This is a genomic window from Undibacterium sp. GW821-FHT11H02 (assembly GCF_058808015.1).
Map to the genome: position 1 here is coordinate 54,009 of NZ_JBXARG010000005.1, position 14,389 is coordinate 68,397.

Sequence of the window (14,389 nt, forward strand, 5' to 3'; positions counted from 1 at the left end):
TGAGTCATACTACATGAGCACATCGTTTCCGAGCAAATCTGAACGCACACAGTGTTGTTTTTACTGTGCATTTATTGCAATTTAATGTTGCAAAGGCACATATATGTTTCTTTCTGGAAAATTAAAAACTACAGATTCAATCTTTTTACTATTGTCACTGTAGGCGAGAACAAAATGCTATATTGCTATGGTTTCGCGACGGCCCTGATTTGTGGCGAAACGGCAAATTTTGGTCGTGAATGGTCATTTGTGTAAGTTTCTAATTTATTGGGATGGGATATGGCGCAATTTTCAACGAAAACCATAGGCATAATTCTGTTGGCCGCCGCCGTAGGCGCAAGCGCCGCGGGAGCCTGGTGGATGAAAAAACAAAAACAACATCTTCCAGTCGGTGGTGATGCGATTGTTACCAATCCCAGTGCACCATTCGCGATGGGCAGTTGTACGGCGCGCTTACATGACGATAAACCGGCATTGGCAGTCATGTTTTCGCAGAGTGTCGATGCAGATCAAGCGCTTGATAAACTGATAGAAGTATCTGATCTTGGCGATACAAAATCAGATAAAGAGACGTCTAAAAAATCAGAAAAAGTCGATGCGTCAGCGACCGCCGCATCTAAGCCAATTGAATTAGTTAAAGGTGGTTGGATAGTCTCAGATAATCCGCATGTCTTGCTATTTCCTTTCGTCAAAGCAGGTCACAAATACAAAGTGAATTTGAGCGCAGCAATAGTCTCCAGTGCCGGTAAAAAATTAGATCAAGCGCAGACTTGCGAAGTGATCAGCGACGAGATGGCACCCTCTTATTTCTTCGCCAGCAAAGGTACGGTTTTGCCCGCAGGTTTGAATGGCGGACTGCCAGTGGTGACGGTGAATATTCCCGAAGTTGACGTGGAATTTTTGCGCATCTCGCCAGAAAACTTGCCGAAGTTCATTGATATGGTCGTCGGCAAAAATCGCGGACAACAAAGTGAAGAGGGAGATAGCGAGGGAGACGGCGATGGTGAGTATTACTACGACTATTACAGCAATCGTAATAAACTAAAAGGGCTAACCTCAGGCTGGCAACTCAATGCCTTACAAGGAATAGCTCATAGCGTGTATCAAAATCGCTTTGTCACCAATGAGGTGCCAAACAGCCGCAAAATCAGTTTCTTACCGGTAGAGAAAATTACCGAGCTTAAAGAGCCAGGCATCTATGTCGCTGTCATGCGCCGCCCTGGTTACTATGAATACGATTACCAGGTCACTTATTTTTACGTGAGTGACATTGGCTTGCACGTACGTCGCCAGCTCAAACAAACAGATGTATTCACGACTTCATTAAAAGATGGCAAAGCACAGAGTGGTATTGAGTTGGAAGTCTTGGGTGACGACGGCAAAGTTCTACTGCGCGGCAGAACCGATGGCGATGGTCATGGCGTTTTACCGGGTTTGCCGAATGGCGCTAAATTGTTATTAGCCAAGCGCGGCAAAGAAACTTCTATCATTGCTCTGCAAGAGCCTGGCCTGGATTTAGCCGAATTTGATATCGGCGGTCATTTGCCACGTGATGTAAAACTCTTCGCTTGGTCGGGTCGTGATCTGTATCGTCCGGGTGAAAAATTCACCGCATCCTTGATGGCGCGTACCGCCGAAGGTGTCGCCTTACCACCAGCACCTATCAAAGTCGATTTGAAAAAGCCGAGTGGTGATGTCGTTAGCTCTAGTATCTGGCAACCCAATTCTAAGACGCCGGGCTATTTGCAGAATACGATAGATTTGCCGCCCGATGCTGCAACAGGCAAATGGAGCTTGGAGTTCCGAGCCGATCCAACTGCGAAACGTCCGGACTCAATCTACACTTTCCAAGTCGAAGAATTTTTACCAGAACGCATGAAGCTGAGTTTGAAATCGGAGAGCACACCGTTGGCCGATACCAGCAGTTTTAGCGTGGCGGTGCAAGGCGATTATTTATACGGTGCGCCCGCCGCAGGCAATCGTCTGCTCGGCAGCGTGGCACAAGAACGTTTCAAAAATCCTGTTGCTAAAGAATGGCCGGGATTTATCTTTGGCGATTTTGCCGATGATACCAACAAGAATCGTTCTGAATTAGAAGAAGCCGCTTTGGATGACAGCGGTAAGGCCGAAGTCGATGTGCCTTTTACCGCGAATGCGAAATCACCATTGAAAGTGCGCGCCGCTTTTAGTTTATTGGAATCTGGTGGTCGTCCGGTCGTGCGCTCGATAGAACGCGTCTGGTGGCCAGCGCAATACATGATAGGCATACGCCCCTTGTTTGAAAAAAACGTAGCACGAGAAGGCAGTATGGCGGAGTTTGAAATTATTCGTGTGAATACTTCAGGCAAGTTCTCTGTACTCAAACAAGCACCGTTTAAATTAATACGAGAAGAGCGCGAATATTACTGGCGCTATGACGCGGGCCGCGGATGGCATTCTGGCTATTCCGAAGCGGAAGAAACCATACACGCAGGCGCTTTAGAATTAAAAAATCGTGCCAAACTCACCGTGCCGGTGAAGTGGGGACGCTATCGTTTAGAAATCACCGATCCCGAAACGAATCTAGTCGCTCGTTATTTCTTCTATGCTGGTTGGAATGCCCAAGATAGTGAAAGCGTAGGCAATCGTCCTGATCGGGTACGCATGCAATTAGAAGGCGCACCAGCCAAACCGGGTAACGATGTCACACTCAAGATCATCCCGCCACATGATGGGGAAGCCTTGGTCTTAGTCGAGGCTGATAAAGTGTTATGGAGTAAGCGCGTTTCTGTCAGCACTGACGGAACGACGGTGAGTATTCCCATTGATAAAGCCTGGAATCGTTCGGACATGTACATCTCTACTGTGGTATTCCGTCCCGGTAGTCAGGGCGATAAAGTAACACCTGCACGCGCAGTGGGTTTAACCTGGTTACCGCTGGCACGTGAAACACGCAAGTTGAAAGTAAGTGTGACGACGCCTGCGCAAGTCGAGCCAGAAAAACGCATGATCGCTAAAGTGAAAGTCGAGAATGCGGCGGGCAAAAAAGCGATGGTGACGGTCTCCGCAGTCGATGTTGGTATTCTGAATATCACCAGTTTTAAAACGCCAGATCCATTTGATTTCTTCTTCGGCAAACATCGCTTCAGCGCCGAGTTGACCGATATTTACGGCAAATTGATTGAGCGTATGGACGGTACGCCAGGCAAAATAAAATGGGGTGGCGACGCAGGCAAACGCGATATCAAGAGCATGCCTAAAAAAGTGAAGTTGGTTGATATTTTCTCGGGCCCCATACAGCTCAACGATAAAGGCGAAGCCGATGTGCCGCTCAATATTCCTGACTTTAATGGTACTTTGCGCGTCATGGTTGTTGCATCGACCGACGATGCTTATGGTAGCGCCGATAAAGAAGTCGTAGTCAGTGCACCTATCGTTGCCGAGATCGCGACGCCACGCTTTATTGGCCCTGGTGATACCTCGACATTCGCGCTCGACGTGACGAATATGATGCAAGGCGAACAGAGCATTAACATCAAACTCTCCGCTGATAAACTATTGAAAATCGCCGAGGGAGAGCGCAATGTCAAACTAGTTCCTAAGCAAAGAACTATTTTGCGGTTTAACGTAGAGCCGACTGAACCCTTTGGCCTGTCACGCATCAGTCTCGATGTCAAAACAACAGGCGCAAAGCCGGTCGTGATTCATAGGGAATTTGCGCTGCAAATCCAGCCGCCAGTACCACGTGAACAAGATGCACGTCGTCTGCGTATAGAGCCGGGTGCGACACAAAAACTCGATGCAAACATGATAGAACGTTTCTACCGTGGTTCAGCCACCTTGAGTGTCGCAATGTCGAATCGTCCACCATTGAATGTACGCAGCATCGTCAAGGGTTTGCTCGACTATCCCTATGGTTGTTTAGAACAAACTACCAGCGCCGCTTATCCCCATGTTTACATTGATGAAGAAGGTGCCAAAGCAGTTGGTTTAACACCGCATACACGCGAGCAGCGTGCCAAGTTTATCGAAGGTGCGATCAGTCGCATCGCGGGCATGCAAGGTGCGGAAGGCGGCTTCCGCTTGTGGAATGGTAACGACGGCGCTTACGAATTATGGCTGACGCCTTATGTCACTAGCTTCTTAGCGGATGCCCGCGAAGCTGGTTTTAACGTGCCAGAAGAAATGAGCAAGCGCGCACAAAAATGGATGACGGAAAAACTCAATGGCGCAGCGAATCAGTTCTCGCCATTGCCTGCCGCGCTTAAGCCTGATGCCAACGGTCGCTATGACTGGCGTGATTACGATTTGATTCGCAACAGTCATCAACGTTTTGCTGAATTAGCGCACATAGGCTATATGTTGGCACGTGATCAAAAAGCGTCTTTAGCATCGTTACGTTTGCTACACGACAGCTATCGTGATCGTGCCAAATCACCTTTGCCTTTAGTCCACCTTGGTTTGGCATTGCAAATGATGGGCGATCAAAAACGCGCTGAAGTCGCCTTTAACGACGCCATGACGAAACCATATGGCGTGCGTACCGATTGGGAATGGGATTGGCTTGGAGATTACGGTACGGCAGTGCGCGATCAAGCTATGTCTTACGCATTGATGTTGCGCCATAAAGTCACTCATCCACAACGTGAAACCATGTTGATCAACCTCGCAGATCGTCTTGGTAAGCCACGCGGCTATTTCTCCACCCAAGAACGGATTGCCTTATTCCTGGCAGCACGGGCAGCCGGAGGCTCCGTCACCGATCCGTGGGAAGTAGTGCTTAAAACCGCCGAAGGAAGCAACACCATCAGCTCAAAAAACAGCGAAAGTCGCAGCTTCGATCCCGCCTTGGCATTTAAGGGCATCACACTGGAAAACAAGAGTGCGAATCCATTGTGGATAGAACTTGAAGCCAGTGGCTATCCATTGAAATTGCCAATTCCAAGTGCAGAAAAAATCAGCTTAGAACGCAAATGGTTTACCGTTGCCGGCAAGCCATGGAGCGGCGGCAATCTCAAAGTCGGCGACATGCTGATCGTACGCGTCACCGCCAAGTCTAAACAAATCATCGAAGATGCGATGGTGATCGATCATATCCCAGCAGGTTTAGAGGTGGAAAATCTCAACATCTCACAAGGCCCGCAAGCAGGCGAATTCAGCATCGATGGTGTCAACCTCGCAGCGGCCATGGCAGATGAACGCATCAAGCATAAGGAATACCGAGACGATAGATTCGTTGCCGCGGTCAGACTCAACGGCAACCCTATCAATCTGTTCTACATGCTACGCGTCGTTACACCGGGACGTTTCCATGTGCCGGGGACCTATGCTGAAGATATGTACCGACCCGACATCCGAGCTTATGGACCTTCACCAGAGGCGGTGAATGTGCTTGATCCGCGGGGTGGGAAGTAGTTGGTTTGTTAGGTAATGCCTCAAGGATGCGTACATCGATATCGTCCTTGAGGTGTTAAATGACACTGCAAACTACGTCATTCCTGCGTGCTTTTAGCAGGAATCCAGTGACTTTCGTTGGTAAGGCAAGATGTCTAATTCATGTCTCAATATGACACACAGGGAAAGAAGGAGGTCGCAAATTGCGACCTCCTTGCATAGTTGAAATTTTCTAATTTATTATCATTTGTCTTTGTCAAGCATTATGTGAATTTCTGTCTACTTCTTCGTCAAAGCTATCACCACCATCACCGCAACAAACGCCAACAAAACCGCGCCCACGATTTTCTAGTAGGAGTAAGGGCGCTCACATCGTACTTCACCGGTTTGTCCGTTTACCAAAAAACGATAAGTCTTTTCACCATACTTGTAGGACGATAACCAAATCGGTAGCAGGATGTGTTTAAACTGATGTTGGAATAGCGTGAGCGCATGGCGGTGATGCGTTGGTGATCGCCGCCTATGTCGCGGCAGTTGGCGTCGACGAAGCCCGGCATCTGGTCATCGCGATAGGCCTATGCCTATCGAGATGTCACCCAGTAAGTCTGTCTGGGCAATGTTTAGCTAGCTTTTAGATATGAAAACTAAGACCCTATCAAAATTGACCGGTACTCTACCTGCGGCTGGATACCGATTAGTTCAGTGACCTCAATTGTCTTAGTTTCGCCGTCTTCTACATACTCCCGGTGGTGGTGTAATTGACGCCACGCTGTCTTCGATTAACTTTGGGGCTAAGGCCACTAGGAGGACGGCTCTATCTATGCCGGAACCTGCCATTTTTTAAGATGCGGAAAGGATAAGTATATCTATCGACGATTTGTTAACTTTCTACAAAGTTGACATCGTCATGTTTAAATAGACCCCAGGATGAATTGATATAGCGTAATTCATTTGGTCTATTTCTGAGACAAAATAGAAATTAAGCGACATTTAAATAGTGCTGTGCCGTAATTTTCTTGCTATGTAGAAAAAAAGAGCCGAACATGCATTGTCAGTTTGCATCTTTGTGTATCCAATGAGAAGGAGAAGTATCATGATTCATGCCGATCCACGCTTCAAGAAGTTTTCACCTTTCACACAAAACGCTGTTCTCTTCGCCTTGGCATTATTCTTAATATCGAATACCTTAACTTCCGTCGCTTTGGCGCAGGAGACAGGTACAGATTTCAAAATTACCGGGTTCGTTTCCTTGGTTGGAGGTAAAGTGATACAAGGCGATGTCAATGGCACTCCTGTCGCTGGCGCGAATTGTCCCTGCTATACCGCAGATTGGGGAAATGCAGGTGTCTATCGTGATAATTTCTCTCTCAAACCTGAATCTCGAGCTGGTATTCAGTTCAATTACAAACCGAATGCCGATTTCAGTTTGGTAAGCCAAATTGTAGTACGCGGAACCGATAACACACCAAATATTCAATGGGCTTATGGCGGATATAAATTGGATAAACATTGGGAAGTTCAGCTTGGACGTAAGCGAATTCCACTTTATTACTATTCGGATTTTCAGGATATTGGACTGTCCTATCCTTGGGTGAGTACGCCGCCAGAATTATATGGTTGGGAAGCGACCAACTACAACGGCGCCAGCCTGCGCTATAACAATAATTTCGGGGACACGAATCTTACAGCCAGCATTTTTTTTGGTTCTGAGAAAGTTAAAGATCCATTGTATTTGAGCTTGTACTATCCGAATAAATCTGAAGTGTCTTGGAAAAGTATCATCGGTGGTGATATGGAGTTGAACAATGGTCCGTTGACGGTACGTGGTGTCTACATGCAAGCGAATGCTCGTACTCAAGTCTTCGATCTCGAACAAGACGATACGGCGAAGCTCAGCGCTTACGGTCTATCCCTTAATCTCGATCTCGATAAATGGTTCATTTTGTCCGAAGTCACGCAGTTACGGCGCGACTTTAGTCTTGGCGGATACAGTTATAAAGCCCCAGCATTTACCTTAGGTGCGGGAGTGCATTTGGGAGATTGGACGCCTTTCCTCAACTATGCGGAATACAAGGAGAAGAGCTCTGATCTAAATAAGTATGCGCCGCAATCCTACAAGCGTTGGTCTCTGACTTTGAAATACGATCTAGATGCGAGTAGTGCGGTCAAAGCACAAATTGATCGACACACCGATGTCACCAATAATTTTGGTGGCAATGCCACGGTTCTACGCTTGAGTTACGACCGCGTATTTTGAGATAAGGAGAGCGGATCATGAAAAAGAAGCTACTTATCGCCATGAGTATGGCGACACTTTTGCTTAGCAGTATGAGCAACTTTGCGTGTGCACAAATCGCCGTGGTGGTGGGTGCCAAAAGTGCTGTCACTGGTATGAGCAAAGAACAGACCGCAGCCTTGTTTCTCGGGAAATCGAGTCAACTACCTGGCGCCGGTACGCCAGTGCTAGTGGATCAAAGCGAAACTTCCGAATTGAGGAAGAATTTCTATAGCAAGGTGGCTGATAAAACGCCAGGGCAGGTAAAAGCAATATGGGCACGCTTAGTCTTTTCTGGCAAATCTTCACCGCCTAGAGAAGCACTTACTAGTATTGAAGTCAAAAAAATAGTCGCTGGCAATCCAGATGCCGTAGGCTATATCGAAAAAAGCGCAGTTGATAACAGCGTTAAAGTTTTGTTAGAAATTGATTGATAAATCGTGTTGAATTGACAGTCACACCCGTTCCAAGGTGCGCTGATGTGGATCTTGGAATGGATTTTTTAAAAAATTGTGGGTGAACTAACGATAGATAGGGCAATAGGCCCTAGACCTTGTGCCGCGATTTATTTGGTTTAGCGGGAATGTACATAAGTGTTGGATAGATAGCTTATCTGTCGATCGGCTTACTAAAATTTAGAAACTGTAACGCCAAGAGAGCAGCGTTCAATCTATTTCTTCGTCAAAGCTATCACCACCATCACCGCAACAAACGCCAACAAAACCGCGCCCGCGATTTTCCAGTAGGAGTAAGGGCGTTCACCTTGTACTTCACCGGTTTGTCCGTTCACCAAAAAACGATAAGTCTTCTCGCCGTATTTGTAGGACGATAACCAAATCGGTAGCAGGATGTGTTTAAAACTGATGTTGGAATAGCGTGGCTGCATGGCGGTGATGCGTTGGTGATCGCCGCCTATGTCGCGGCAGATGGCGCTACGTATGGCGTCTTCCATGATAGCTCTGGCATCGACAAAACCGGGTTCTAACGCGACTTGATAAGCTTCGACCGTGAAGCCGGAGACATAGTCATCGCGATAGCCCTGTAGCTTACCCAGATTCCAAGGCGCCAGATTGTCGGCATATTGTTTCGGTAGCGTTTTAGAGGCGATCACTAAGACATCATCGAAACTGACTTGCACTTCACCGGCGGCCGGGTACCAATCTGTTTTGGTGATTTGACGTGTTTTGGTTTCACCGTCTTGTACATAGCTTTCGGTGACGGTGTAATCGACGCCGCGTTGCCCTTGGTAGGTGGTGTCAGAATCGGCGTCATAGGTCCAGTAGGGCGTGTAAATTCCTTTCAGTCCGCGCTCGGCGCGATAGGCGCGCTTGAGGGCGTTGGGGGCGAACCATAATCCATGCACCCAGTCGCTGAATTTTTTACGGGCGTCGCTTTCTTTGATATCGAAAGGCGCGATGGCCTTGGGTTGAATCTGGCGCTTGGCGTAGGCGTTGGCGGCGATCATTGGTGCTGCGCAAAATGGACAACGATCCGAGACGATGTTTTGTCCAAACTGCGATTGCGCACCGCATCCCGTGCATTTAACGGTCTGCTGTTCGATGGCCGCTTCATTGCCCGCTTGTTTGCTCAGAAAGGCTTGATAATCTAATTCTTCGTAGGCAATTTCCTGTTCGGTTTCATTGGCTTCGATTTGATTTTGATTGCCGCAATAAGGGCATTTGAGTGCCAACTGGCCCGGAGCGAATTCAAGTTTGGCACCGCATTGGGTGCAGGGATAAGTTTTGGTTGTCACAAGCGGGTCCAAAAAAAACGATGACGGTCAGGGCGAAATTGATGCGATCTTACATCGAACGATATTCATTCGATGTGAGATCGGTACTGCCAATAGTTTATTGTGGTGGTAGCGGTGGGGGCAATGCCGCAAACAGATCTTGCAAATCTGTCTGATCACCAGCTTTCGCCCATGCCGCCATACCTTGGCGCCAGACCAGACTGTCGCGTGTTAAGGCGCCATTGGTGACCTGTGTTTGCAATGCTGTGCGCTCGAAAGGTCCAGCTTGTGCGCCGTTGATAGCGACGAAATAAGGCGTCGCTCCCGGTAACGGTGGTGGAGTTGCTCCCGCAGTCGCTGTGCTAGGCGCAGGATTCGCTTGAAACAGATTGCCCATGCTTTGATTTAACATACCGCCCACACCAACCCCCATCATGGCGCCTGCCATGCCGGGATTTTGTGCTGCATCACGTAAGGCCTGTGCGCCTTGGTACTGGGCGAATTGTTGCATATTGCCGATGGCGCGCATCGCACCTTGTTGGTCGATCGCTTTTTCAACTTCCTCTGGCAGGCCTATATCTTGAACTTGGACTTCGCACAGTTCTAAGCCGTATTGTTCAAAATCACCTGCAATTTTTTCTTGTATGCGCTGGCCAACGACACTCACTTTGCTTTCTAAGTCAATCACCGGCACGCCGATTTCGGGCATGACTTCTTTGATGCGCAAGCCAATTTTGCCGCGCAGATTTTCTTCGATGTCTTGAATGGTAAAGTCAGCCTGTGTACCGACCAATTCCAATAACACCGTTTTCGCATCGCGAATGCGCAAGCCGTAAATACCAAATGCGGTGACACGGACGACCCCAAATTCAGGATCGCGCATGGTTGCCGGACCAGCGGTTCCCCATTTTAAATTGGTGAAACGCGTGGTTTTAAAGAAGTAGACTTCGGCTTTGAATGGGCTGTTGAAACCATATTTCCAGCCTTTGATGGTGCTGAGAAGCGGCATGTTCTCAGTGCTCAGATCATACATGCCAGGCATGAATACATCGGCCACTTGTCCCTTGCCCATCTGACCTTCGTTGACCATGACAGCAACTTGACCTTCACGCACGGTGAGTTTTGCGCCCATTTTGATTTCGTTCTGGTAGCGCTCGAAGCGATGCACCATCACATTGGGATTGTCGTCTAACCATTCGACGATATCGATGAATTCATTACTTAGTTTATTCCACAGTCCCATGGTGTTCTCCAATCTTCAATTTAAAACGAAATTGCGCCAGATTTACTAGTAAGTTCATGTAAGTGCTATTCAGCAGACCTTGCAGGATGACATCGCATTCAGCATTTTACTAGCATTGTAGTATTGCCTATTTGGCACAGGATCACAAGTGCTGTGTTACTGTCTACGCGGGCTGCCTGTTGGGTAATTTCAAGCGTGAATGAATTATTCGGCTTGAATTCATTGCTGATTGATAAGTGACTGCTCAATAACGAATAAGTTTATACTCGCGAATTTCATTTGCTGTTATTTCTTTAGCATTCACCAATGATCTCAGGTCAATTCTTATTCTTATTCAGCGCCCTTGGCGCGATGAACGGCATTTTTTTGGCGATCTATTTTTTTAGTCGCCGTCCGCATCGCTTGGCAAATAGTATGTTGGGCGCCTTATTACTAGCGATCTCAGTGCGTACCGCCAAATCGACTTTCTACTTTTTCAACCCAAATCTTGCGGTTGAATTTTTACAGTTTGGTTTATCGGCGTGTTTGCTGATTGGACCTTTGACCTACCTTTATGTGCATTATCATCTGAGCGATTTACGACAAGAGGCTGCGGGGCGCGAATGGCGCTGGCATCTTGGCTTGTCCTTTTTTGTGATCGCTCTTGGTGTGCTCTTTCCGTATGCCGAGTATCGTTTTATCTGGCGCCATTCTACTTATGGCATACATGCTTTTTGGTTCTTATATTTGTTGGCGGCCGGGTGGCAATTGTGGCGATCACGTGCGATTTTGTTTGATGATGTAGGGCGCATGCCCCGCAGCACCTTACTTCTCTTGAGTGCTTATTGCAGTAGCTGCTTGATTTTGATCGCATACCTGAGTACCCCGTTAACCTCATACATCGTCGGCGCCTTATCATTTACCTTCTCCGTACACATCACGGTTGTCGTATTGATGTTGCGCAATGAAGCGCTGGTAGAGACGGGTAAAAAAGAAAAGTATCAAAAACGCAAATTGACAGAAGACGACGCACTTACCTTATTGACGTCATTGAATCAAGTCATGAATGAACAACAATTATATTTGAATCCGAATTTAACTCTGGCACTCTTGGCCAAAAAAGTCGGAAGTTTGCAAACCACCGTTTCGCAAGTCTTAAACGATAAACTCAATAAAAGTTTTAATCTTTATGTGAACGAGTTTCGTATCGACCATGCCAAGAAACTGTTGCTCAACGAGTCACATTTGAACATGGAACTAGTCGCTGAGCGTTGTGGCTTCAACTCCAATTCCACCTTCTTCGCTGCGTTTAAGAAAATCACCGGACAGACACCTGCCAACTATCGCGCTGCGTCCGCCTCATAGTGCAATACCCTCCGAAATTATGATTCTGTAATCCTGAATCATGGTTTGGAACAGCAAACCTTCCTACCTATCTTACATTGAGCACCTGCAAATCAGGTGTTCATAGCCGCTGCGCTTTTGACGTTTTTGAAAAGTCAGTCAGCTCTGAACACCGATTTGTATTTGAACAATGAATGAACAAATATTTTTCGGATTAAGGTGAAGCGATGAATCAAATTTTCTTTGTACGGTTTCTTTTTATGTTTTGTTGTTGGTTTGCGGTAGTCGACCGGAGTCTCGCTACGTCTGTAGTGGCTGACAATGAGGAAGAAAAAGGCATTAAACAAGCCATACACTGGTACTTGAATGGAACCAGTTATAACGATCAAAGCCAGATCAGCAAAGCTTTTTACGTCAATGCTCGTCTATATTTGCCCGGCAAAGACGATGCCTTGCGCGAAATGGGTGCGTTGGAATACTCGCAACTTTTCCCCGCAGAAAAGAAAGGGGAATTTAATGGGCGAATTGGCCGCTTAATTAGTATGGAAGTGACGGGCGACGTCGCCACTGCGAAAGCAGAAATCTTACTATTAAAGCCAGGTATACGCTTTGTCGATGTATTTTTACTCAAGAAAATTCAAGGTACTTGGCAAATCATTAGTAAGTCGGCCATTCGAGAAAATACACCACAGCACGGCCGTAAGATTTTGTTTGTCGTGTCTAATGCGCAGCAATATCCTGGAACCTCGGTGAATACAGGGAATAATTTCCCCGAGCTAGCGTACGCGTATCAGACCTTTATCAAAGCGGGTTATGCCGTTGATTTCGTCAGCCAGCAGGGCGGTTCTGTCCCTTTGGAAATGATCAATACCTCAGATACGGTGCAGAGGCAGCATCTCTATGACCGAGATTTTATGTGGGCGCTGTCGCATACCAAACATCCCACCGAGATCGCAGCGAAGGATTACGCTGCCATTAATTATATCGGTGGCGGTTCCGCCATTATTGAGATTGCCGATAATCCGGCTATACAAGCGATTGCCATGCAGATTTATGAGCAGCAAGGCGGTGTGATTGCAGCGATTTGCCAGGGTACCCAAGGTATTAGTAATTTGAAACAGCGTGATGGGACATTTTTACTGAGTGATAAATTACTGACTAGTTTTCCGGATCGCTACCTGAATCAACAATCGCCCATTTTTAAGGCCTACCCTTTTTCGCTAGAAACGACGATTAAGCAACGCAAAGGAAAATTCACCTCTGGCGCGAATGGTTCAAGTCATATTGAGGTCGATGGACGTCTGGTGACTGGGATGAATTGGGAATCCTCGGTTGCGGTGGCTGAAGCGGTGATTCGCTTACTGGATGAGAAGAAATAATGTTGATCTGTTTAGCGCGAGTTTGCTTTCTCTGTTTATTGTTATTCAGTATGCCCCATGTTCATGCTCGATCTCAAAGCGAGAACGAGATTGTTCGTTATGTACAAGAGATACAGCAATCGCATCGCATACCCGGCCTAGCGCTGGCGATGGTTAGAGATGGCAAGCTTATACACAGAGGTAATTATGGGCTGGCAAATTTAGAATTCTCCGTGCCTGTTTCAGATGACACCGTGTTTCCTCTATTTTCAAGTACCAAGATTTTTTCGGCAGTCGCGGTTCATCAACTGATAGAGCAAGGCAAGTTGTCGCTAGATAGCAAGCTGGTGAATTTTTTAACGGATTTGCCTGAGGTGTGGCGCGAGGTAAAAGTTGAACATTTACTCAGTCATTCTTCGGGTTTGCCCGATATCGTTGCGTACGAAAATTTACCTGAAATTGAGGCACAGCAAGCGGTGTATGCGAAGCCGATTCTATTCAAACCCGGCGCTCAGTTTGATTACAACCAAACGAATTATTGGCTACTCAATCGTATTTTTCAAAAGATACTAGGGCAAAGCTTGAGTTCCTACATCATGGAAACTCAGTTTTCAGGAACGCAAGCTTCTGCATTTTTTGAGGGCAATCATCTCGCGGTCAAGCCTAATTTTAGTTCGGGATATAACAATGTCGGTGACAAGTTGACCAAGCGCAATTGGCATTTCCCTCACTACAATTACGGTGCGGCTGGTTTGAATTTGAGTATGGAAGCTGTTCTTGAATGGAATAAGAAATTAGATGCGGGCGCCATACTTTCAACCTCCAGCTTTGCTAGATTGCGTCAGCCTTTTGTCTACGCTAAGCCCAGAAATTTCGCTCATGGCTGGGATTTGATTGAATTGAACGGTGTGGCGACATATGGATTTACTGGTGGCATGGCTACGGCCTATCGGCAAGTGCCACAAAAGAAGATGACATTGATTTTGTTAGCGAATGCCATGTTTATTCCCAGTGTGCAGCGACCTGGTTTGGATGCGATAGTCAATCGACTTCTATTGATGGCGGAGGCGATTCCTTGATGAGAA

At 47.0% G+C, this 14,389-nt stretch carries 8 protein-coding genes; 6 read left to right on the forward strand and 2 right to left on the reverse strand.

The annotated features are described in order from the left end of the window. Positions 1-279 precede the first annotated feature (279 nt). The 3 genes from AC1RR2_RS06855 to AC1RR2_RS06865 all read left to right on the forward strand — a co-directional run bounded on the left by AC1RR2_RS06855 (position 280) and on the right by AC1RR2_RS06865 (position 8,082). Positions 280-5,394, forward strand: coding sequence for an alpha-2-macroglobulin family protein (locus tag AC1RR2_RS06855; RefSeq protein ID WP_493221547.1), 5,115 nt, complete (start codon positions 280-282; stop codon positions 5,392-5,394). Positions 5,395-6,466: 1,072 nt separating this feature from the next. Continuing rightward, entirely contained in the window at positions 6,467-7,630 is a 1,164-nt protein-coding gene (locus AC1RR2_RS06860; RefSeq protein WP_493221548.1) for a hypothetical protein, read from the forward strand. A 17-nt stretch (positions 7,631-7,647) separates the two neighbouring features. Beyond that, positions 7,648-8,082, forward strand: a complete 435-nt coding sequence (locus tag AC1RR2_RS06865) for a type 2 periplasmic-binding domain-containing protein (protein WP_493221549.1) — start codon at positions 7,648-7,650, stop codon at positions 8,080-8,082. Between the two features lie 236 nt (positions 8,083-8,318). On the opposite strand, the gene AC1RR2_RS06870 is transcribed toward AC1RR2_RS06865, so the two are convergent. Next, positions 8,319-9,401, reverse strand: a complete 1,083-nt coding sequence (locus AC1RR2_RS06870) for a TFIIB-type zinc ribbon-containing protein (RefSeq protein ID WP_493221550.1) — start codon at positions 9,399-9,401, stop codon at positions 8,319-8,321. Between the two features lie 97 nt (positions 9,402-9,498). Then, on the reverse strand, positions 9,499-10,623 hold the full coding sequence (locus AC1RR2_RS06875) for an SPFH domain-containing protein (protein WP_493221551.1): 1,125 nt from the start codon (positions 10,621-10,623) through the stop codon (positions 9,499-9,501). A 306-nt stretch (positions 10,624-10,929) separates the two neighbouring features. Here AC1RR2_RS06875 and AC1RR2_RS06880 point away from each other — a divergent pair, with 306 nt between their 5' ends. The 3 genes from AC1RR2_RS06880 to AC1RR2_RS06890 all read left to right on the forward strand — a co-directional run bounded on the left by AC1RR2_RS06880 (position 10,930) and on the right by AC1RR2_RS06890 (position 14,383). Continuing rightward, positions 10,930-11,967: an AraC family transcriptional regulator gene (locus AC1RR2_RS06880; protein ID WP_493221552.1), complete on the forward strand. Its 1,038-nt coding sequence runs from the start codon at positions 10,930-10,932 to the stop codon at positions 11,965-11,967. Positions 11,968-12,173: 206 nt separating this feature from the next. Continuing rightward, complete coding sequence (locus AC1RR2_RS06885) at positions 12,174-13,325, forward strand: nuclear transport factor 2 family protein (RefSeq protein ID WP_493221553.1); 1,152 nt, start codon at positions 12,174-12,176, stop codon at positions 13,323-13,325. 50 nt (positions 13,326-13,375) lie between these two features. Next, positions 13,376-14,383, forward strand: a complete 1,008-nt coding sequence (locus AC1RR2_RS06890; protein ID WP_493221554.1) for a serine hydrolase domain-containing protein — start codon at positions 13,376-13,378, stop codon at positions 14,381-14,383. The last annotated feature ends 6 nt before the right edge of the window (positions 14,384-14,389 follow it).